The organism is Embleya sp. NPDC005971 (assembly GCF_040629175.1).
Taxonomy (GTDB): domain Bacteria; phylum Actinomycetota; class Actinomycetes; order Streptomycetales; family Streptomycetaceae; genus Embleya.
Genome location: NZ_JBEXUX010000005.1, coordinates 157082 through 176127 on the forward strand (window position 1 = coordinate 157082; position 19046 = coordinate 176127).

17 protein-coding genes are annotated in these 19046 nt (G+C 70.8%); 9 read left to right on the forward strand and 8 right to left on the reverse strand.

Annotated elements, in window-relative coordinates:
• Nucleotides 1-297: 297 nt before the first annotated feature.
• Nucleotides 298-1290, reverse strand: a complete 993-nt coding sequence (locus tag ABZ374_RS07465) for a WYL domain-containing protein (protein ID WP_360307548.1) — start codon at nt 1288-1290, stop codon at nt 298-300.
• Between the two features lie 63 nt (nt 1291-1353).
• On the opposite strand from ABZ374_RS07465, the gene ABZ374_RS07470 reads away from it, so the two are divergent.
• Nucleotides 1354-1857 (forward strand): pyridoxamine 5'-phosphate oxidase family protein, encoded by a 504-nt coding sequence (locus tag ABZ374_RS07470; RefSeq protein WP_360307551.1) that lies wholly within the window; start codon nt 1354-1356, stop codon nt 1855-1857.
• A gap of 370 nt (nt 1858-2227) precedes the next feature.
• Here ABZ374_RS07470 and ABZ374_RS07475 read toward each other — a convergent pair whose 3' ends face one another.
• The gene (locus ABZ374_RS07475) at nt 2228-3877 is read right to left on the reverse strand and encodes an ABC-F family ATP-binding cassette domain-containing protein (protein WP_360307554.1); all 1650 of its coding nucleotides are present in this window, start codon (nt 3875-3877) and stop codon (nt 2228-2230) included.
• A 231-nt stretch (nt 3878-4108) separates the two neighbouring features.
• A complete protein-coding gene (locus ABZ374_RS07480; protein ID WP_360307557.1) occupies nt 4109-4915 on the reverse strand; it encodes a YoaK family protein in 807 nt (268 codons plus the stop codon).
• A gap of 287 nt (nt 4916-5202) precedes the next feature.
• Between ABZ374_RS07480 and ABZ374_RS07485 the strand changes: the two genes are divergently transcribed.
• Nucleotides 5203-6459 (forward strand): hypothetical protein, encoded by a 1257-nt coding sequence (locus tag ABZ374_RS07485; RefSeq protein ID WP_360307560.1) that lies wholly within the window; start codon nt 5203-5205, stop codon nt 6457-6459.
• An 80-nt stretch (nt 6460-6539) separates the two neighbouring features.
• Here ABZ374_RS07485 and soxR read toward each other — a convergent pair whose 3' ends face one another.
• The gene (gene soxR / locus ABZ374_RS07490) at nt 6540-7013 is read right to left on the reverse strand and encodes a redox-sensitive transcriptional activator SoxR (protein ID WP_360307563.1); all 474 of its coding nucleotides are present in this window, start codon (nt 7011-7013) and stop codon (nt 6540-6542) included.
• A 133-nt stretch (nt 7014-7146) separates the two neighbouring features.
• Here soxR and ABZ374_RS07495 point away from each other — a divergent pair, with 133 nt between their 5' ends.
• The gene (locus ABZ374_RS07495; protein WP_360307566.1) at nt 7147-7851 is read left to right on the forward strand and encodes an SDR family NAD(P)-dependent oxidoreductase; all 705 of its coding nucleotides are present in this window, start codon (nt 7147-7149) and stop codon (nt 7849-7851) included.
• Complete coding sequence (locus tag ABZ374_RS07500) at nt 7848-8864, forward strand: S-adenosylmethionine:tRNA ribosyltransferase-isomerase (RefSeq protein WP_360307569.1); 1017 nt, start codon at nt 7848-7850, stop codon at nt 8862-8864. The genes ABZ374_RS07495 and ABZ374_RS07500 overlap by 4 nt, the downstream gene beginning before the upstream one ends.
• A gap of 32 nt (nt 8865-8896) precedes the next feature.
• On the opposite strand, the gene ABZ374_RS07505 is transcribed toward ABZ374_RS07500, so the two are convergent.
• The 3 genes from ABZ374_RS07505 to ABZ374_RS07515 all read right to left on the reverse strand — a co-directional run bounded on the left by ABZ374_RS07505 (nt 8897) and on the right by ABZ374_RS07515 (nt 12515).
• Nucleotides 8897-9592 (reverse strand): DUF6629 family protein, encoded by a 696-nt coding sequence (locus ABZ374_RS07505; RefSeq protein ID WP_360307572.1) that lies wholly within the window; start codon nt 9590-9592, stop codon nt 8897-8899.
• A gap of 310 nt (nt 9593-9902) precedes the next feature.
• A complete protein-coding gene (locus tag ABZ374_RS07510) occupies nt 9903-11090 on the reverse strand; it encodes an Ig-like domain-containing protein (protein ID WP_360307575.1) in 1188 nt (395 codons plus the stop codon).
• 165 nt (nt 11091-11255) lie between these two features.
• The gene (locus ABZ374_RS07515; RefSeq protein WP_360307578.1) at nt 11256-12515 is read right to left on the reverse strand and encodes an Ig-like domain-containing protein; all 1260 of its coding nucleotides are present in this window, start codon (nt 12513-12515) and stop codon (nt 11256-11258) included.
• Between the two features lie 706 nt (nt 12516-13221).
• Here ABZ374_RS07515 and ABZ374_RS07520 point away from each other — a divergent pair.
• From ABZ374_RS07520 to ABZ374_RS07540, 5 genes are all read left to right on the forward strand, one after another.
• Entirely contained in the window at nt 13222-14721 is a 1500-nt protein-coding gene (locus tag ABZ374_RS07520; protein WP_360307581.1) for an ATP-binding protein, read from the forward strand.
• An 83-nt stretch (nt 14722-14804) separates the two neighbouring features.
• Nucleotides 14805-15266, forward strand: a complete 462-nt coding sequence (locus tag ABZ374_RS07525; RefSeq protein WP_360307584.1) for a roadblock/LC7 domain-containing protein — start codon at nt 14805-14807, stop codon at nt 15264-15266.
• Nucleotides 15263-15622 carry a DUF742 domain-containing protein gene (locus ABZ374_RS07530; RefSeq protein WP_360307587.1) on the forward strand — a complete coding sequence of 120 codons (360 nt, stop codon included), beginning with the start codon at nt 15263-15265 and terminating at the stop codon, nt 15620-15622. The genes ABZ374_RS07525 and ABZ374_RS07530 overlap by 4 nt, the downstream gene beginning before the upstream one ends.
• Nucleotides 15603-16226 carry an ATP/GTP-binding protein gene (locus ABZ374_RS07535; RefSeq protein WP_360307590.1) on the forward strand — a complete coding sequence of 208 codons (624 nt, stop codon included), beginning with the start codon at nt 15603-15605 and terminating at the stop codon, nt 16224-16226. Before ABZ374_RS07530 ends, ABZ374_RS07535 begins: the two co-directional genes overlap by 20 nt.
• A complete protein-coding gene (locus tag ABZ374_RS07540) occupies nt 16223-17518 on the forward strand; it encodes a cytochrome P450 (protein WP_360307593.1) in 1296 nt (431 codons plus the stop codon). Before ABZ374_RS07535 ends, ABZ374_RS07540 begins: the two co-directional genes overlap by 4 nt.
• Before the next feature lie 46 nt (nt 17519-17564).
• On the opposite strand, the gene ABZ374_RS07545 is transcribed toward ABZ374_RS07540, so the two are convergent.
• Entirely contained in the window at nt 17565-18779 is a 1215-nt protein-coding gene (locus ABZ374_RS07545; protein WP_360307596.1) for a cytochrome P450, read from the reverse strand.
• Nucleotides 18780-19046 lie beyond the last annotated feature (267 nt).

Below are 19046 nucleotides of genomic sequence, written 5' to 3' on the forward strand. Positions count from 1 at the left end.
TGAGGTGGTAACGGTGGCGCGCCCCGCGATTTGCAGTGCACACGATCACCGTAGGGGGGAGGAGGGCCTCGCGAATCCTCTCGAAGGACAGATCCGGTCGTCCTACGCAGGGAGGACCCCGGGTACGCCGAACGACCCCTACCCCTAGGGGAGGCCCGTACCGGTGGGGTATGTCGCCGACCGGAGTCGACGATTCGTCACGCTGCGTCCACCTGCTCCGTACCAACGATCCGCATCCGACCCCGGGTTCCCGAAATGTCGTGGCCGGACTCGACACACGCCGCAAGGGGGGCGCCGTCAGCCTTGCGAGGGATCTTCCGCGCACTCGTGGCGGGCCGCGATCGCCGCGCCGATCTCGGCCAGGGCGCGGCGCAGGCTCGGCGGGGACACCGCCTCCATGTGCGGTCCCAATGCGACCAGTTGGCCCGCCGCGACCTCCTCGGATTCGGTGCGCAGTCGCAGTTCGCGCCAACCGGTGGGATCCGGCGGCCCGGCCGAGGCGAGGGCGTCCGCGGCGACCACCGGGCCGAACACCCGGGGCAATTGCCCCAATCCGAACGGCGACACCCGGATCACGCAGGCCGACCGCAGCAGGGAGCGGGCGAAGTCGTCGTTGCTGTGCGCCCACCACGCGCCGAGATCGAAGCCGTCGGGACGCTCGAAGCGCTCCGGCCGGGCGGCCGCGGCCACCACCCGGGACATCCGGTAGCTGCGGATGTCGGTGCGGTGACGGGCGACCAGGTACCAGACGCCGGCCTTGAGCACGAGGCCGAGCGGGTCCAGTCTGCGGGTCACCTCGCGATCGCGGCGCGCGTAGCGCAGGTCCAGTCGGTGACCGGTCCACACCGCGCTCGCGATCTCGGTCAGGCACGGGACGTCCTCGTCCCGCTGGAACCAGCCCGGCGCGTCCAGGTGGAAGCGCTGCCGGACCCGACCCGCGCGGGTGCGCAGGTCGGCGGGCAGCGTGGCCATCACCTTGGTCTGCGCCGCGACGAGCACGGTGTCCAGGCCCAACGCGTCGGCGGCGTGCGGTGCGCCGGACAGGAACAGTGCCGCGGCCTCGTCCCCGGTGAGCCCGTCCAGCCTGGTCCGCCAGCCCTGGACCAGCCGGATCCCGCCGTGCGGCCCGGTCTCGGTCCACAGCGGTACGCCGGAGGACTGGAGCGCGGCGACGTCGCGGTAGACGGTGCGGACCGAGACCTCCAACTCGGTCGCAAGTTCGGCGGCGGTCGCCCCGCCGGGTCGGTTCTGCAGGTGGAGCAGGAGCGCCACCAGTCGGCCGGATCGCATGACTCGAAAATAACTCGGAATCCTTGCCAACGGTTGTCAGGGATGGCGGTGCAGCATCGGTGTATGACGAGTTGGGCGGAGTTCGAGAAGGTCGAGCCGGAGTTCGCGGCGACGGTGCGGGAGCGATTCGGGATGTACAAGCACCATGTGCTGGGCACGGTGCGGCGCGACGGGGCGCCTCGGTTGAGCGGGCTGGAGGTGGACTTCCGGTTCGGGGAGCTGTGGCTCGGCATGATGCCGTCGTCGTTGAAGGCGCGGGATCTGCTGCGCGATCCGCGGTTTTCGATCTTCGCCAACCCGGGGGAGGGGGCGGAGATGCTGCATGGGGACGTGCGGGTGAGTGGGCGGGCGGTCGAGGTCGTGGACGACGCGGTGAAGGGGCGGTATGTGGTCGAGACGAAGCCGCCGGAGCCGTTTCACCTGTTTCGGGCGGAGTTGGAGGAGGTGAGTCGGATGGGGATCGACGGGGACGAGATGGTGATTCGGGTCTGGCGGCCGGGGGCTTCCGTGCGCACGATTCGGCGGGGGAACGATCCTTTGGACGCACCTGTGCGCGACGCGCACTGAGGTTGGCCTCATGCGCTCGGCCCGGCTGGGCTCGCCTCATGCGCCGGCGGGGCTGGGTGGCCTCATGCGCTCGGCCCGGCTGGGCTCGCCTCATGCGCCGGCGGGGCTGGGTGGCCTCATGCGCTCGGCCCGGCTGGGCTCGCCTCAAGCGCCGGCGGGGCTGAGTGGCCTCATGCGCCGGCCGGGCTGGGTTCGCCTCATGCGCCGGCGGGGCTGAGTGGCCTCATGCGCCGGCCGGGCTGGGTTCGCCTCATGCGCCGGCCGGGCTGGGTTCGCCTCATGCGCCGGCCGGGCTGAGTTCGCCTCAAGCGCCGGCCGGGCTGAGGGGTGTCATGCGCCGGCCGGGCTGGAGGGGCTGGATTGGGGTTGGTCAGGTGGGGGTTTCGGTTGGGGTTTCGGTGGGGGGTGTGAGGCCGTGGCCTCGGTGGAGGGGGAGTTCTCGGGTGATGGCGATGTTGGTGAGGAAGGGGCGGTCGTGGGTGGCGATCAGGAGGGCTCCTCGGTAGGCGTTGAGGGCTTGTTCGAGTTGGTGGACCGAGGCCAGGTCCAGGTTGTTGGTGGGCTCGTCGAGGATCAGTAGGTGTGGCGGCGGTTCGGCGGACAGGAGTGCGGCCAGGACCGCGCGGAAACGTTCGCCGCCGGAGAGGGTGCGTACCTGCTGATCGGGGCGGTTGCCCTTGAAGAGGAAGCGGGCCAGCCGGCCGCGTAGTTGCGCGTCCGTCGCCGAGGGCGCGAAGTGGCGCACGTTGTCCAGGACGCTCGCGTCCTCGTCCAGCACGTCCAGCCGCTGGGGCAGATGACGCACCCCCTCGACGCCGATCCGCACCGTGCCCGCGGCCGGTTGCTCCGCACCGGTGAGCAGCCGAAGCAGCGTGGTCTTGCCCGCGCCGTTGTCGCCGGTCAGCGCGATGCGTTCGGGGCCGCGCACGATCAGGTCCAGGCCGTCCGGCCCGTACAGCCCGTCCGCGGTGTTCAGGCCCTCGGCCACGAGCACCGTGCGCCCGGCGGGCACCTCGGTCTCGGGCAGCTCGATCCGGATCTCCTTGTCGTCCCGGACCGCGTCCTTCGCTTCGGACAACCGGGTGCGGGCGTCGTCGAGCCGGCCCTCCTGGGTGCCCCGGAGCTTGCCGGCGGAGACCTCGGCGGCCCGCTTCAGGTTGCCCGCGACGATCTTGGGCAGGCCCCCTTCCAACTGGGCCTTGCGGCCGGTCCGGACCCGGCGGGCCAATCGCACCTGGGCCTCGGCCAGTTCCCGCTTCTGTTTGCGCAGGTCGGTCTGTGCGGTGCGGACCAGCCGTTCGGCGGTCGCCCGCTCCTGTTCCAGGACCTCCAGATACGCGCTCAGGTTTCCGCCGTAGGTGCGGGCCCGGTCCGGGAGCAATTCGACGATCCGGTCCACCAGATCGAGCAGCACCCGGTCGTGGCTGACCACCAGGAGTACGCCCGAATATCCCCGCACCGCGTCGTACAGCCGCTCGCGCGCGGACGCGTCGAGGTTGTTGGTCGGCTCGTCCAGGAGCAGTACGTCGGGACGACGCAGCAACAACGCGGCGAGCCCGAGCAGCACCGACTCGCCGCCGGACAGCGTGCCGACCGTGCGGTCGAGATCGACGTGCGGCAGCCCGAGACGGTCCAGTTGGGCCCGGGCCCGTTCCTCGACGTCCCAGTCGTCGCCGACCGCGTCGAAGTGCCGTACGTCCGCGTCGCCGGCCTCGATCGCCAGCAACGCGGCGCGCGTTTCGGCGATGCCCAGTACGTCGTCGACCGGGCGGTCCGCGTCGAGCGGGAGATGTTGCGGCAGGTAGCCGAGGTCGCTGCCGACGGTGATCGACCCGGAGGTGGGCCGCAGGACGCCGGCGATCAGTTTGAGCAGGGTCGACTTGCCCGCGCCGTTGACTCCGACCAGGCCGGTTCGGCCGTTGCCGATGGCGAGATCGAGGCCGGTGCAGACGGGCGTTCCGTCGGGCCAGGCGAAGGACAGGTCGGAACAGACGATCGCGGGTGTGGTCGGAAAAGACATGGGGTGGCTCCCGGAGACGCGTGACGAACGGATCGCGTGGGACACCGCGCGGCGGGATCGGGGGGAAGCCGGACATGAAAAAGTCGTCCGGGACGGCCACACCGAGGTCGAGAACGCGACCGCGAGCACTCGGGCTCAAGCGGCGCGATGTCCTGACCTCAGATGCGCAACGGACCATCCAGACGGACGACAATGTGACCGGACCAGGCTAACCCCCGGTCGAGGCGAACCTCAAACGCTTTTTCCGTCCGGCGGTCCGTCCGGCGGCCCGACCGGCCCCGGATCGCCGTCCGGGTGGGGCGGACGCGCGACCTCGTCCCGGACCCCGGCCGCGCGTGTCGGGCGATCCAGGCGGTAGGCGCACCCGGCCACGCCGGCCAGCAGCACGAGCGGTGCGGCGAAGGCGATCAGCACGTGCACCTGCAGGACCAGCGTCGCGCCGGAGAACGCGCCCAGGGCCATCGCGACCGCGGCGAGCAGCCGACGGCCCGCGCGCGAGCCGGGGCCGCCGAAGCGGCGCAGGTCCGCGGCGAGTCCGGTGAGCGTCTGGGACAACACCGTGGTGGTCAGGTCCGGTACGGCCAGCCGCCGGGCCACCGCGTTCTGCAGCCCCATGGCCAGGCCCAGGAGCAGGATCAGCGTGTATCGCTCGCCGGTGCCCAGTCCGCTCACCGCCGCCGCCACCACCAGGGCCGCCGCGATCAGCACGGCCTGGAGGGTGCACCCGACCCGGAGCAGGAGCAGTTTCCGGTCGCCGAACGCGGCGCCGAGTCGGCCACCGGCGGCGGCGCCGACCAGGAACGCGGCCAGGGCGGCCATCGAGGCGGCCACGGACAGGCCGGGGGTGCCGGCCAGGGCGAAGCCGGTGAAGACCACGTTGCCGGTCATGTTCGCGACGAACACCCGGCCCAGTTCCAGGTAGCTCAGCGCGTCCACCAGGCCGGTCACCACGGTGAGCACGATCAGCAGCGGCGGGAGCGGACCCACCTCGCGGGGCGGCACGAGGGTGTCCTTCGCCTCCCGAAGCGTTTCACGCATCGCGCCCCCCTTCGGATCGGCCGCGGGATCGGCCGTGCTTCGGTCGACCTCGACCGCCGTCGGGATGCCCGGTCTCCGGCGCCGACCCGGCTATCCATAGCCCGTCCGGCGGGCGCCGACACCTGGGCCGGCCGGTGAACGCGATCACGCTGCCGCCGAGTGGCCGTACCGGTTCACCCCATGCGGTGATCATCGACTTTCGCGCGGCTCGGCGTGCCCCCAACCGTGGCGACGGTCGACTTAGCCTGCTGTGAATTTCCCTATGATTCCGACCATTTGGGGCACTCGTGCGATCATCCCGCGGCGCGGCCGCAATCGTCCTGGTGGTGGCGGTGGTCGCCGCCATCGGCTTCGTCGTCTTCGCCCGCGGACAGGGCGACGACCCGAAGCAGCAGGCCGGCGCGCCGGCTCGGGGTGGCCAGGCAGCGCCCGCGCAGGCACCGACCCTGATCGGCGACGGTTCCACGTCGAACACCGGGGAGCAGCCGGGCCGGCTCAAGCCGGAGAAGCTCGCGCCGGGCCAGGTCCCGCCGCAGTTCGTGGTGTTCTCCTGGGACGGGGCCGGCGAGGACGACAAGAAGTTGTTCTCCCGCTTCCGCCAGGTGGCCAAGGAGAGCAACGCGAAGATGACGCTGTTCCTGTCCGGGGTGTACGTGTTGCCGGAGGCCCGGAAGGCCAGGTACCAGCCGCCGCACAAGCCGATCGGCGCCTCGGACATCGGCTACCTCGACGACGCGCACCTGCGGATGACGCTGGAACAGCTCGGCGCCGCGTGGAACGAGGGCCACGAGATCGGCACGCACTTCAACGGCCACTTCTGCGGGCCGACCGGCGGCGGTTCGTGGTCGGCCGACGACTGGCGCAGCGAGGTCGAGCAGGCCAAGGCGTTCGTCAAGAACTGGAAGACCAACACCGGCTGGGCCGACCTGCCGGCGCTTCCGTTCGACTACGACAAGGAACTGATCGGCGGCCGGGCGCCGTGCCTGGAGGGTCAGAAGGCGCTGCTCGCGGCCGAACCGTCGCTGGGCTTTCGCTACGACGCGAGTTCGCCCGGTGGGCGGCAGGTGTGGCCGGTCAAGGTGAACGGGGTGTGGGACCTGCCGTTGCAGCAGATTCCGCTGCCGGGGCGCAAGTTCGAGGTCCTGTCGATGGACTACAACGTGATGTTCAACCAGTCGCGCACGGTCAAGGGCGATCCGGCCAAGTACCAGGAGTGGGAGGACCAGGCGTTCGCGAGCTACATGGCCGGCTTCGACCGCGCCTACACCGGGAACCGGGCGCCGCTGCTGATCGGCAACCACTTCGAGGGGTGGAACGGCGGCATCTACATGAAGGCCGTCGAGCGCACCATGCGGACCGCGTGCGCGCGACCGGAGACCAAGTGTGTGAGCTTCCGCGACCTGGTGGACTGGCTCGACGTCCAGGATCCCGCGGTGCTCGCGAAGTTGCGGACGTACGACATCGGTGCGAAGCCGAATTGGTCGACGCTCACGGTGCCGCCGGGCGCTCCCGCGGTTCCGGCGGTGGTGCGGGATCGGTACTGATCGCACCCGCGGACCGTTCGGCCTCGAACGCCGGCCCGGCCGAATCCGGCTCGGCCGGCGTTCGAGGTCACCCGCCGGCGTCAGCCGTGCGCGCGCCGGTCCTCGCGGAGGAGTTCGGGGAGGGTTACCGCGCCGGAGCCGTAGCGGGCGGCCACGTCGTCGGGGTTGGAGATACGGCAGCGCTTCATCGACAGGCAGCCGCAGCCGATGCACTGTTCCAGGCCGTCCCGCAGTCGTACCAGTGCCTCGATCTCCTGCTCCAGACGCCCGCGCCAGGCCCGACTGATCTTCGCCCAGTCGGCCGGCGTGGGTGTTCGGCCTTCCGGGAGCCTGCCGAGTGCCTCCTTGATCTCCTCCAGGGACAGGCCGATGTTCTGCGCCGCGCGAATGAACGCCAGTCGGCGCAGGATGTGCCGCTCGTAGCGGCGTTGTCCGCCCGTCGTGCGGCTCGCGCTGATCAATCCCTCCGCCTCGTAGTAGCGCAGGGCGGATGCCGCGAATCCGCTGCGCGCGGTCATCTGGCCGACCGTCAACAAGTCCGTCCCGGTGAGCACGCCGCCTCCTGAAGTCCGGTCCACGATCCGGTCCGTCCCGGTTTCGTTCGCTTGACCTGAAGTGCACTTGAACTTGCAGTGTAGAGGGGCAACCCATCACCGGGTGGGGTGAGGATTTCCCCTGGAGAACACCATGCCTGTCGCACTGATCACCGGCGCTTCGCGCGGGCTCGGCCTGGCCCTGGCCCACGCGCTCGCCGCCCGCTCCTGGACCCTGGTCCTGGACGCCCGCGGAGCCGCCGACCTGGCTCGCGCCGCCGACGAACTGCGCCCCGGCGCCGACGTGACCGCCGTCGCCGGCGACGTGGCCGACCCCGCTCATCGCCGCGAACTGCTCGACGCGGTCCGCGAGTCCGGTCGGCTCGACCTGCTCGTCAACAACGCGAGCGTGCTCGGCCCGAGCCCGATGCCGCCCATCGCCGACCACCCCCTCGCCGAGTTGGCCCGCACGTACGAGGTGAACGTGTTCGGACCGCTCGCGCTCGCCCAACTGACCCTGCCACTGCTGCTCGGCGGTCCCGATCGCGGCGCGGTCGTGAACATCAGCTCGGATGCCGCCGTCAACGCCTACCCCGGGTGGGGCGGCTACGGCTCCACCAAGGCCGCCCTGGACCACGTCACCGCGACCCTGGCCGTCGAGCAACCCGGCTTGGACGTCTACGCGTTCGATCCCGGCGACATGAACACCGAACTGCACCGCCAGGCGTTCCCGGGCGAGGACGTCTCGGATCGGCCCGCCGCCGCGACGGTGGCGCCGGCGCTGCTGCGGCTGCTCGACGAGCGGCCCGCGAGCGGCCGGTACACCGTCGCCGAGTTCGCCTCGGCGGTGACCTCGTGAGCACCCCGGTCGCCCAGGCGGCGACCGAACCCGCCGAGGCGCGCGGACTCTCCCGCGACGGCGTCCGGCTGCTCGTGCACGCCCGGGAGCGGGTCGAGCACACCGTGTTCCGCGACCTCGGTCGGCATCTGGGCCCCGGCGACCTGCTGGTGGTGAACACCTCCGCGACGCTGCCCGCCGCGGTGGACGGCTACCGTGCCGACGGCTCGCCGGTGACCGTGCACTTCGCCACCCGGATCGACGACGAGACCTGGGTGCTCGAACTGCGACACACCGACGGCACGCCCGGGCCGGTGAGCGGGGTGCGCCGGTTCGAGGCGGTGCGCTTTCCCGGCACCGGCTGCGGGATGGCGCTGCTGCTGGATCCGTACCCGGTCGAACACACCCCGCAGCGGTTGTGGAAGGCGCGGATCACCGTGCCGCAGGCCCGGGTGGAGACCTTCCTGGCCGAGCGCGGCCGCCCGATCACCTACGCCTACCTGCGCGACCGATGGCCGCTGACGGCGTATCAGACGGTCTTCGCGCGCGACGAGGGCAGCGCCGAGATGCCCAGCGCGGGGCGCCCGTTCACCAACGAACTCGTGGTCGACCTGATCACCCGCGGCGTCACCGTCGCGCCGATCGTGCTGCACACCGGGGTGTCCTCGCCGGACGTGGGCGAGCCGCCGCTGCGCGAGTGGTTCAGCGTGCCCGAGCACACGGCGAGCCTGGTCCGCCAGGCCCGTCGGGTGATCGCGGTGGGCACCACGGTCACCCGGGCGCTGGAGTCGGCGGTCCGACCCGACGGCGAGATCGCGGCCGCGCGCGGCTGGACCGATCTACTGCTCGGTCCGGACCGACCGGCCCGGGTGGTGCACGGCATCATCAGCGGCCTGCACGCGCCGGAGGCCACCCACCTGCTGCTCCTGGAGGCGGTGGTGGGGCCGACGGTGGTCCGCCGGGCATATGACGAGGCGCTCGCCCAGGGCTACCTGTGGCACGAATTCGGGGACAGCTCGCTGCTGTTGCCCTGAACCCCCCCCACCAAGATCCGCCGGACCCGGGCCTAGGACACGAGTTGGGAGACCGGCCCGTGTCGGTGCCCCGGGCCTCCCGGTGGCAGGTCGCGTCTGGAGCGCACCCACCACAACACGATCACGCTCGCGGCGGCGGCCACCGCGCACCAGGTCGAGGCGAAGGAGTGGAACCACAGGCGCATCGTGACGGCCGCACCGATCGCGCAGACCAGACCCAGGAAACGCAACAATCGGTCCCGGGCCAACAACAACGACCCCAGGGTCGCCACCAGATAGCCGGCGATCACCCACGGGGCGCCGGGAATGCCCACCGAGTAGCGCACGGTGTTCCCGCAGATCTCGGCGTTCACCGGGCGCGAGGCCAGCGCGTGTCCGAGTGCGCCGGCGACCACCAGGCCCAGTACCACGAAGCAGGCCGCCCGGACCCGCTCCCGGCCGCGCTTCAGCGGCCATTGCGCGGCCACCACGGCGAGCGGGACGAACGCGGGCAGCAGCGGGAAGGCGATCACGGCCCAGACCTCGCGCGCGATCTCGGCGGTGCCGGCGGACACCGCACCCCGCTCGCCCTTCCACACCACCGCCTCGACGAGTTGATGGGCGCCGAGGATCACCGGCAACATCGCCATCGGCAGATCGTTGATCCGCCGGACCGACGCGACGCTTGCTATACCCACGGCCGTGATGGCGCTGCCCATCACGAGATCGGCTTCGGCGCTCCAACACACGGCTGCCTCGTCTCGCCAGGGAAGGGTTGTCGGGGGATCCTCGAAAGGGTGTCGGGACGGCTGTCAAAACGGTTGTTTCCTGGCAGGCGTACCCGGCGTCGATGTGTTCAACAGTTCATACGCTCATTCGGGCGCAGTCACCGCCGTGGTCTCGGTCACGTTCCCGTGTAGTGGGCACGTACCATCGGTCGACCCGGGTGGTTGGGCCCGGCCGCCGCGAACAGCGTGCGACCGGGCCCGCGGTGGGTCCTGACGGGTGGTCACCCCGACAGGTTAGTCCGCGTGTTCGAGGTGTCCGTCGGCCGGTGGGTCAGTTGCCGGCGGTCCACTGCTCCCAGGACAGGTTCCACGCGCCGTAGCCGTTGTCGCCCGCGACCGGCTTCTCCTCGTTGCCCTTGACCTGCACGATGTCACCGCGGATCGAACGCTCGTAGAACCACTTGGCGTTCTCCAGGGTCATGCTGACGCAGCCGTGGCTGGTGTTGGCGTTGCCGAACGGGTTGTTCGGCGCCCACGTGTTCGCGTGCAGGAACGTGCCCGATTCGGTGATCCGCATCGCGAACGGCACGGCCGGCTGGTTGTACTCGTTGCCCAGACCCACCGTCTGCGAGTTCATGTCGAGCGTGGGGTAACGCTCCTGCATCACCATGATGCCGTTCCACGTCGTGTACTTGGGGTCCTCGCCCGCCGTGATCGGGATCGTCTTGACCACCTGGTCGTTCTCCGAGACGGTCATCGTGTGCGCGTTGGCGTCCACGACGGCGATCCGCTTGGTGTCCGAGATCTTGAACGAGAAGCTCTTGAACTGCTTCGACATCACGCCGCCGCCGAGGTCCACACCACGCAGGTTGAGGTCCACCTTGACCTGGGTGCCGACCTGCCAGTAGTCCTTCGGCCGCCACTCCACCCGCGAGTTGCCGAACCAGTGCCAGGCGCCGTCCACCGCCGGGGTGGCGGTGACCTTGATCGCCTCCTGCACCGCCTTGTGGTTCTTCACCGGTTCGTCGAAGGTGATCGAGACCGGCTGACCGACGCCGACGGTGGAATCGGCGTCCGGCATGAACGTAGCGGTCGCCGCCTGGGTGGGGTTGAGCACGGTGAACGCGGCGGTCGCGGTGGTCGGCTTGTTCTCCGCGTTGGTCGCGGTCGCGGTCACCTTGTACTTGCCGCCGTACATGAACGGCACCTTGGGCTTCCACACGTTGCCCGCGAGCGCGCCGTCCACCGTCTCGCCGCCCGCGTTGGTCACCGTGACCTCGGAGACCTTGCCGCCGCCGACCGCGACCGTGATCGGCGTCCCGGGCTCGACCCCGGTGGTCCTGTCCGCCGGGGTCAGGGTGACCGTGGCCGCCTCGGCCGGACCGTTGCGGTTCTCACCGGCCGCCTTCGCCGGATCCGGTGCCTTCTTCTTCGCGTCGTCCTTGCTGCAGGCACCGGTCAACAAAAGGGACGCCGCGACGATCGCGGCGATCCCCAGGCGCTGGGTGGTTCGAGGCATGGAAAGGTTCCCCCGGGCTCGGCCGTCTGTGGATTCACCACAGTGACGCCAGCGGCGGCGCAGCCGTTGCGCGGGGGGCGGTGTGATCGCGGTCTCAGTCGTTCGGGCGGCCCGATCGACGACCGGGGGCACGATCGCGGCGCGCCCCCGGAGGTCGGACCCGCGTCACTGCTTGGTCGCGCTCGTGGCCAACCACTGCGACCAGGTCAGGTTCCACGCGCCGTAGCCGTTGTCGGCCGCGACGGTGCGCTCCTTGGTGTTGATCACCTTGACCACGTCACCGCGATCCGCGTGGTCGTAGAACCACTTGGCGTCGTCGGGCGTCATGCTCACGCAGCCGTGGCTGGTGTTGGCCCGACCGAACGGCGGATTCGCCTTGTCGTACCAGTAGTTGCCGTGCACGAAGGTGCCCGAGGTGGTGATCCGGACGGCCCACGGGACGTCCGCGATGTCGTACTCCTTGCCCAGGCCCACGGTGGCCGAGTTCATTCGGGTCTGGGCGTACTTCTCCATCACCACCATCACGCCGCCCCATGTGTCGTACTTGGGGGACTCGCCGGTGGTGACCTTGGTGGTCCTGACCACCCTGCCGTTCTCGGTCGTGGTCATCGTCTTGGCGGCCACGTCGACGGTGGAGATCCGGGCGATGTTGCTGATGGCGAAGTTGAAGCTCTTGTACTGCTTGGAGCCCGCGCCGCCGCCCAGGTCCGCGCCGCGCAGGTTGAGGTCGACCTTGACCCTGGTGCCGGCCTTCCAGTACTCCCTGGGTCGCCACTCCACGCGCGTGTTGCCGAACCAGTGCCACGCGCCGGACACCGCCGGGGTGGCGGTGACCTTCATCGCCTTCTCCGCCTCGGCCTTGTTGGTGATCGGCCGGTCGAAGCGCACCGACACCGGCTGGCCGACGCCGACCGTCCCGCCGTCCGGGAAGATCGACGCGGTCACCTCCTTGCCCAGCGTCTGGGTGGTGAACCGGGTGGACACCGTCGTCGGTTGGTTGTCCGCGTTGGTGGCGGTGGTGCTCACCGTGTACTGACCGCCCGGCGTGAACGGGACCTTGGGCTTCCAGGTCTTGCCGTCCGCGGCCAGCGTGCCGTCGACCGACTCGCCCCGCGCGTTGACCACCTTGACCGCGGTGACCTTGCCGCCGTCGACCGCGAAGGTCAGCGGGTCGGCCAGGTCGACCCCGGTCGCGCCGTCCTCGGGGGTCGTGTTCACCTGGGGAGCGGCGCCCTTGGCGGGATCCTGGGGCTTGCCCGACTCGGTGCCGCCCGCGGCACCGCCGGCGGCCCCGGGGGTCACCTTGGACTCGCTGCCCGCGTTGCTCGTCTTGTCGCCCTTGTCGTCGCCGCCCAGCAGCCCGCAGGCCCCCGTGAACAGGATCGCGCCGGCGACCAGGACGGCCGGAATGGTGCGCCGTCGCATCGCTTTACCTGCCACGTTTCGGGGTTCCCTTCAAACGGGTCGAGAAGACGGAGGCCGCGCGACGCGAGTCTCCGCATCATTGACTTCCGGAAGGCCCCTCAGGTTGCTCTCCGAGGGATGTGATGTATGTCTCTTATGAACCATGGGAAGCCCGTTTCGGACCGTGGCCGAAGCCGGTCCTCGGGCGCCCTCGGTACCGGCCGGGGGCCGGTACGGCGGCGGATTCCCGGGTTCGCGCCCGCCGTGCGAGCCCCTCGTGCCGAGTGATCCGGCGGTCGAATCGGCCCCGGCGCGCGGCTTGCGCGGGCGACGTTCGCAAAGATATAGCGCCCGGGCCGACGTGGCCGGGTAATCCCGTGCACGCGCGACACGCCGGCCGAAATACGGCGCCGACCGGTGAAATCCGGCCGACCGGACACGAGTTCGAGGCGATCGTGGTGACACTGATCACCGTGCCGGTGTCGTCCGTCGCCCGAAGGGCCCCGGTCGGCCGTGTGGGTGTCGCCGCAAGACGGCCGGAATCAGTGGTCGGCGGCGGTTTCGGCGGGCTGTTCCGGATTGCCCAGAGAGGGTAAGTCCCGGACATTTCCGGGCAGTTGACGACAGGTCAGGCTACGCCTGCGTCCGGAACGTCGGTGTTGCGCACGTCCGGATCCGGCCCGGTAGGCTCACGCCCGACCCGCCCCCGGCAACGAGGATCCGCTTGATGTCAGCACACATGCCCCCTCGCGCCCGGTCCGAACGACCGCCTCTGGGACGGGCACTGCTCGCCTTCGCGGCCGTGTCGATCATCACCGCCGGCGCGGTCGGGTGGGCGGTGTCCGTCGTCGGCTCCAATCACCGCACCGCCGTGGCGGTGGGCGGCGTGGCGGTCGCGCTCGCGCTCGCCATCGCGGTCGCGGCCACCGTGCACGCGGTCGGCACCGCGGATCGCTTGCGGGCCCGGATCGCCGAGATGGAGGGCGACGCGGCCCGGTGGAACGACGACAACCGGGATCGCGTGTCGGCGTTCGAGGCCGAGGCGACCCGGCTCGCCGACGAGACGTTGCCGGCGCTGGTGACGCTGCTGCGCGAGGGCGCGTCGGTGGACACCGCGCTCGCCGGCGTATCGGCCCCGCAACACCAGGCGTTGCAGCGCACGCTGGCCACCGTCGCCCGCGAGGTCGGCCAGGGCGAGCGCATGCGCGCCGCGGCGATGTCCGCGTGTGCGAACGCCGCCGGCCGGGTGCAGGCGCTGTCCACCAGCATGCTCGCGGACCTGCGCGAGATGGAGGGTCGGCACGGCGAGGAGGTGTTCGGCGACCTGTTGCGGCTGGACCACAGCACCGCCCAGGCGGGTCGGCTCGCGGACAGCATCGCGGTGCTCACCGGCGCGCGTTCGGGCCGCCGGTGGACCAAGCCGATCGTGATGGAGAGCATCCTGCGCGGCGCGGTCGGCCGGATCAGCGCCTACCAGCGGGTGCGGGTGCACTCGACCAGCGAGGCGGCGGTGGCCGGCTACGCGGCCGAGGGCGTCATGCACGCACTCGCCGAACTGATGGACAACGCGACCAAGTTCTCGCCGCCGTCCGAGCAGGTGCACGTCTACGTCGAGGACGTGCCCGCGGGTGTCGTGGTCACCGTCGAGGACGGCGGCCTGGTGATGGGCGAGTTCGCCCTGCGGCGGGCCGAACAGGCGGTCGCGGCTCAGGCGTTGGACCTGACCACCCTCTCCGGCACCCGATTGGGCCTGGCCGTGGTCGGGTGTCTGGCCCGCAAGCACGGGTTGACGGTGTCCTTCCGACCGTCCTCGCGTGGCGGCACCGGCGTCGTGGTGATGATTCCCCGTCAACTGGTCGGCGAGGCCCGCCCCGAGCCGCGCAAGCGGGCCGTGCCCGACGCACGTCCGGCCCCGGCGCGGCGCGTCGCGGCGAAGCCGGCCGAGCCGGCGCCGGCGCTCCTCGCCTCGCCGGCCGAGCCGACCCCCGCGGCGCCCGAATCGGCGCCCGCGGCACCCACCCTCTCCGGGCTGGCCAAGCGCCGCCCCGGGCAGACCCTGGCCGCCGCGGCCAAGGCGGCCGAGCGGGCCGAGTCGCGCCCCGACCCGGCCCCGCGAGCGAGCAAGCCCCGTCCCGCGCCCGGCGCCCGCTTCGGCGCGTTCCGCCAGGCGATCCAGGGCGAACGGCCGGGTCGGGACGTGACGGCGTCCCCCGACGACAATTCCTGATCGCCCCTTCGCCGGGTCGTACGCAACGAGAGAACGGAGGCGGAGGTCGGCCATCCGGACCGGATGTCCACCTCGGAAGCCCTATGAGCGCAACAGCACACGGCACCGACGCACAGCGCGGTACCCAGCGGCAGCCCGAGCGTGACCTCGACTGGCTGCTGGAGAACCTGATCGAGCGCACCCCGGGCACCCGGCACTCGCTGGTGTTGTCCAAGGACGGCCTCAAGTTGTGCCGCACCGCCGGACTCACGGTGGATCAGGCGGACCAACTCGCGGCCATCGCCTCCGGCATCCAGAGCCTGTCGCACGGCGCCTCGATCGAGTTCGGCGACGGCAGCGGCGGCGTCCGGCAGTCGATGACCGAGTTCCACGGCGGCATCCTGTTCATCGTCGAGGCCGGCGAGGGCGCCCACCTCGCGGTGATCGCGGACGACGACGCGGACGCGGGCGTGGTCGGCCACAACATGAACGAACTGGTCGAACAGATCGGCGAGTACCTGAGCACACCGGCCCGGGAGTTCGACGAAGGCGGCCGATCGACATGATCCGGCGGCCAGTCGACACCGGGGACCCGGACCGGCTGTACACGGTCACCAACGGTCGCACCCAGGCGAACGAGGAAGCGTTCGACCTGGTGACGCTGATCGTCAGCGAATGCGAACCGAGTCCGGGCATGCAATCCGAGCACGTCCGGATCCTGCGGATGTGCGATCGACCCACCGCCGTCGTGGAGATCGCCGCCGAACTGGGCCTGCCCGTGGGCGTGGTGAAGATCCTGTTGTGCGATCTGCTCGACACGGGGCGAATCACCGCACGGCACCCGCGCACGTCCCCGCGCCGGGCGCAACTACCCGATACCGAGATCCTGAAGCAGGTGCTCGTTGGACTCCACAACCTCTGAGCTCGCCACGTCCGCGGCGGCCGTGCGTACCCCCCTGGCGAGCACCGCGCGCGACGGGCTCAAGATCGCCATCGTGGGCGGGTTCGGCGTCGGCAAGACGACGATGGTGCGCTCGGTGAGCGAGATCCGTCCGCTCAACACCGAGGAGACGATGACCCGGGCGGGCGTGGGCATCGACGACGCGCGCAGCGCGGACGGCAAGACCACGACCACGGTCGCCTTCGACTTCGGTCGGATCTCGCTCAACGACGAGATGGTGCTCTACCTGTTCGGTGCCCCCGGCCAGGAACGCTTCTGGTTCCTGTGGGACCGGCTGTTCTCCGGCACGCTCGGCGCGGTCGTGCTGGTGGACCCCCGGCGGCTGGAGGACTCCTGGTACGCGATCGACCGGCTGGAGCACCACGGCATGCCGTTCGTGCTCGCCCGCAACAACTTCGATCCGCCCGAGCACAGCCTGGACGAGGTGCGCGACGCGCTGTCGTTGCCCGCGGCGATACCGATGATCGACTGCGACGCGCGCAGCCGGGAGTCCAGCAAGGCCGTGCTGATCGCGTTGGTGAACCACCTCTACACGTTGTCTGCAGCCCGGGAGCGCGCCCTGTGACCACGCCTTCGGACCTCAACGACCCGAGCGCCTCCGCGCCGCCGGAGGGTTGCCCGGCCCATGCGGGCGGCGGGCCGTCGGAAGCCTCGCACGCGGGTGCCGAGCGCATGTCCGGCCCGGGTCTGTGGCAGGACCCGCACCGCATGTACCGCAAACTGCGGCAGGAGCACGGCTCGGTGGCGCCGATCCTGCTCGACGGCGACATCCCCGCGTGGTTCGTGCTCGGCTACCGCGAGGTGCACCACGTCACCGCGAACGACCAACTGTTCGCCCGCGACTCGCGGCGCTGGCACGCGTGGGACCGGATCGCGCCGGACTGGCCGCTGATGCCGTTCGTCGGCTATCAGCCGTCGGTGATGTTCACCGAGGGGCCCGAACACCGGCGCCGCTCCGGGGCGATCAGCGACGCGCTCGCGGCGGTGGACCAGTTCGAGCTGCGCGCTCAGGCGGAGCGGATCGCGGACCACCTGGTCGACGAGTTCGCCGGGGTGGGCGAGGCCGAACTGATGGCCGACTACGCGCACCGGCTGCCCTCGCTCGTGGTGGCCGGGTTGTTCGGGCTGCCCGAGCAGGAGACCCCCGCGCTGGTGCAGGACCTGGCCGGCTCTTTGGACGGTGGCGACGGTGCGGTCGAGGCGCACCTGCGGGTCCGGGCCACGATGGCCCGGCTGCTGGAGCGCAAGCGCGAACACCCGGGCGCCGACGTGCCCTCGCGACTGCTCGCGCACCCGGCCGGGTTGGCCGAGGAGGAACTGATCCAGGACATGCTCGTGGTGATGGCCGCCGCCCAGCAGCCCACCGCGAACTGGATCGGCAACACGCTGCGGCTGATGCTGACCGACGACCGCTTCGCGCTGACCCTGTTCGGTGGCCGACGCAGCGTCGGGCAGGCGCTGAACGAGGTGTTGTGGGAGGACACGCCCACGCAGAACTTCATCGGCCGCTGGGCGGTGCGCGCGACGGTGCTCGGCGGTCAGAAGATCAAGGCCGGCGACCTGCTCGTGCTGGGTCTGTCGGCGGCCAACACCGACCCGCAGGTGCGCCCGGACTCCTACGTCGGCGCCGCGGGCAACAACGCGCACATGTCCTTCAGCCACGGCGAGCACCGCTGCCCGTACCCGGCCCCGGAGTTGGCCGAGGTGATCGCGCGCGCCGCGATCGAGGTACTGCTCGACCGGCTGCCGGACGTCAACCTCTCGGTGCCCACCCGGGAACTGGTCTGGCGCGACTCGGTGTGGATGCGCGGCCTGGAGGATCTCCCGGTCGAGTTCACCCCCGCGTACGTGGGCTGACCCCGGTCGGTTCGGGGCGGGCCCGACGCCCGCCCCGAACCGCGCGTCAGGCCGCCGGCGTGAAGGTCACCGGCAGCGCGACCGGGCCGCGGGTGAACACGCCCTTCTCGGTGGGTGCGAACCCGGGGGCGAAGGCCAGGTCGGGCATCGCGTCGAGGAGTTGGTTGGTGCCCACCTCGACCTCGGCCACCGCGAGCAGCGCGCCGACGCAGAAGTGCCGGCCGAGCGCGAAGGACAGGTGGTCGGCCGCCGCGGAGAACGCCGTCTTGGCGGTCAGGTCCTCGCGGAAGATGTCGAACCGGTCGGGGTGCGCGTAGCGCCGGTCGTCCCGGTTGGCCGCGCCGATCAGGCAGGTGAGCGTGCTGCCGGCGGGCACCACGCCGCCGCTGAGCTCGACGTCCTCGGCGGGCTGGCGCATGATCATGTGCACCGGCGGCGAGAAGCGCAGCGTCTCCGCGAAGGCGCGCGGGATCAACGACCGGTCCGCGCGTACCGCGGCGAGTTGGTCGGGGTGTTCGAGCAGGTTCTTGAACAGGCTCGCGATCGCCTTATCCGTCGTTTCGCCGCCGGCGGCCAGGAGCAGGCTGCAGAAGGCCTTGATGTCCTCGTCGCTCATTCGAGTGCCATCGATTTCGGCCAGGCACAGCGTGGACAGCAGATCGGTGCCCGGATTCGCGCGCCGTTCGGCGATCAGCGGCAGCAGGTACGCGGCGAACTCGTCGCGCGTGCGCAACCCGGACGCGGCCACGTCGGGGTCCTGGCTCAGGTTGCCCAGGAACGCGATGACCGACGTGTACCAGCCCCGGAAGCGCGCGTGGTCGGCCTGGTCCAGGCCGAGCATGTCGGCGATCACGTCCACCGGGAGGCGCTGGGCGAACTCCGGCACCAGGTCCACCGATCCGCGCTCGCGGAAGGCGTCCACCAGCCGCCGGGCATTGCGCTCGATCACCGGCATGAAGGTTTCCTGAAGGGCGTTGCCGCGAAACGCGGGCGCCACCAGTGCGCGCCGCACCGAGTGTTCGCGCCCGCTCATCTGCAGGATGGTCCGCCCGTGCACGGGCTCCAACTGCCAGTCGTAGTTGTCGGTGGTGAACACCGGTTCCTTGAAAGCCCGTTCCAGGTCCGCATAGCGCGAGATGATCCAACTCTGCATGCCTTCGTGCCACACCAACGGGTGTTCGTCACGCATGCTTCGGTAGAGCGGATACGGATCGGCCGCGAACTCGGGCGAAAGTATGTCCGGCACATCCAGGGCGGTCATCGAATCCCCTTGTCCAACAACGCAATCGAAGATCATCAACCAACCCGTCCAGGCTATGGACCACGACACCCGGGGTCCACCCCCGTCCATGCGGTGCCGTATTCACCGAGGCGAACAAATGTTCCCGTGACGTTCCGGTCGTGGCGATGCCTCCGGATGTGCCCCGACACACCGATGCGGTTGACCGATGCGTGGGCATGGGCAGTGGAATCTTCGATTCTGGAGGGCCGGTTCCGCGATCCGACTACCCTGGTCCGGCAGACCATG

Excerpts from the sequence above, each read along its gene's own strand:
- ABZ374_RS07465 (WP_360307548.1), bottom strand. The coding sequence starts at position 1,290 with ATGCGATCCGGCCGACTGGTGGCGCTCCTGCTCCACCTGCAGAACCGA.
- ABZ374_RS07470 (WP_360307551.1), top strand. The coding sequence starts at position 1,354 with ATGACGAGTTGGGCGGAGTTCGAGAAGGTCGAGCCGGAGTTCGCGGCG.
- ABZ374_RS07475 (WP_360307554.1), bottom strand. The coding sequence starts at position 3,877 with ATGTCTTTTCCGACCACACCCGCGATCGTCTGTTCCGACCTGTCCTTC.
- ABZ374_RS07480 (WP_360307557.1), bottom strand. The coding sequence starts at position 4,915 with ATGCGTGAAACGCTTCGGGAGGCGAAGGACACCCTCGTGCCGCCCCGC.
- ABZ374_RS07495 (WP_360307566.1), top strand. The coding sequence starts at position 7,147 with ATGCCTGTCGCACTGATCACCGGCGCTTCGCGCGGGCTCGGCCTGGCC.
- ABZ374_RS07510 (WP_360307575.1), bottom strand. The coding sequence starts at position 11,090 with ATGCCTCGAACCACCCAGCGCCTGGGGATCGCCGCGATCGTCGCGGCG.
- ABZ374_RS07515 (WP_360307578.1), bottom strand. The coding sequence starts at position 12,515 with ATGCGACGGCGCACCATTCCGGCCGTCCTGGTCGCCGGCGCGATCCTG.
- ABZ374_RS07520 (WP_360307581.1), top strand. The coding sequence starts at position 13,222 with ATGTCAGCACACATGCCCCCTCGCGCCCGGTCCGAACGACCGCCTCTG.
- ABZ374_RS07525 (WP_360307584.1), top strand. The coding sequence starts at position 14,805 with ATGAGCGCAACAGCACACGGCACCGACGCACAGCGCGGTACCCAGCGG.
- ABZ374_RS07530 (WP_360307587.1), top strand. The coding sequence starts at position 15,263 with ATGATCCGGCGGCCAGTCGACACCGGGGACCCGGACCGGCTGTACACG.
- ABZ374_RS07545 (WP_360307596.1), bottom strand. The coding sequence starts at position 18,779 with ATGACCGCCCTGGATGTGCCGGACATACTTTCGCCCGAGTTCGCGGCC.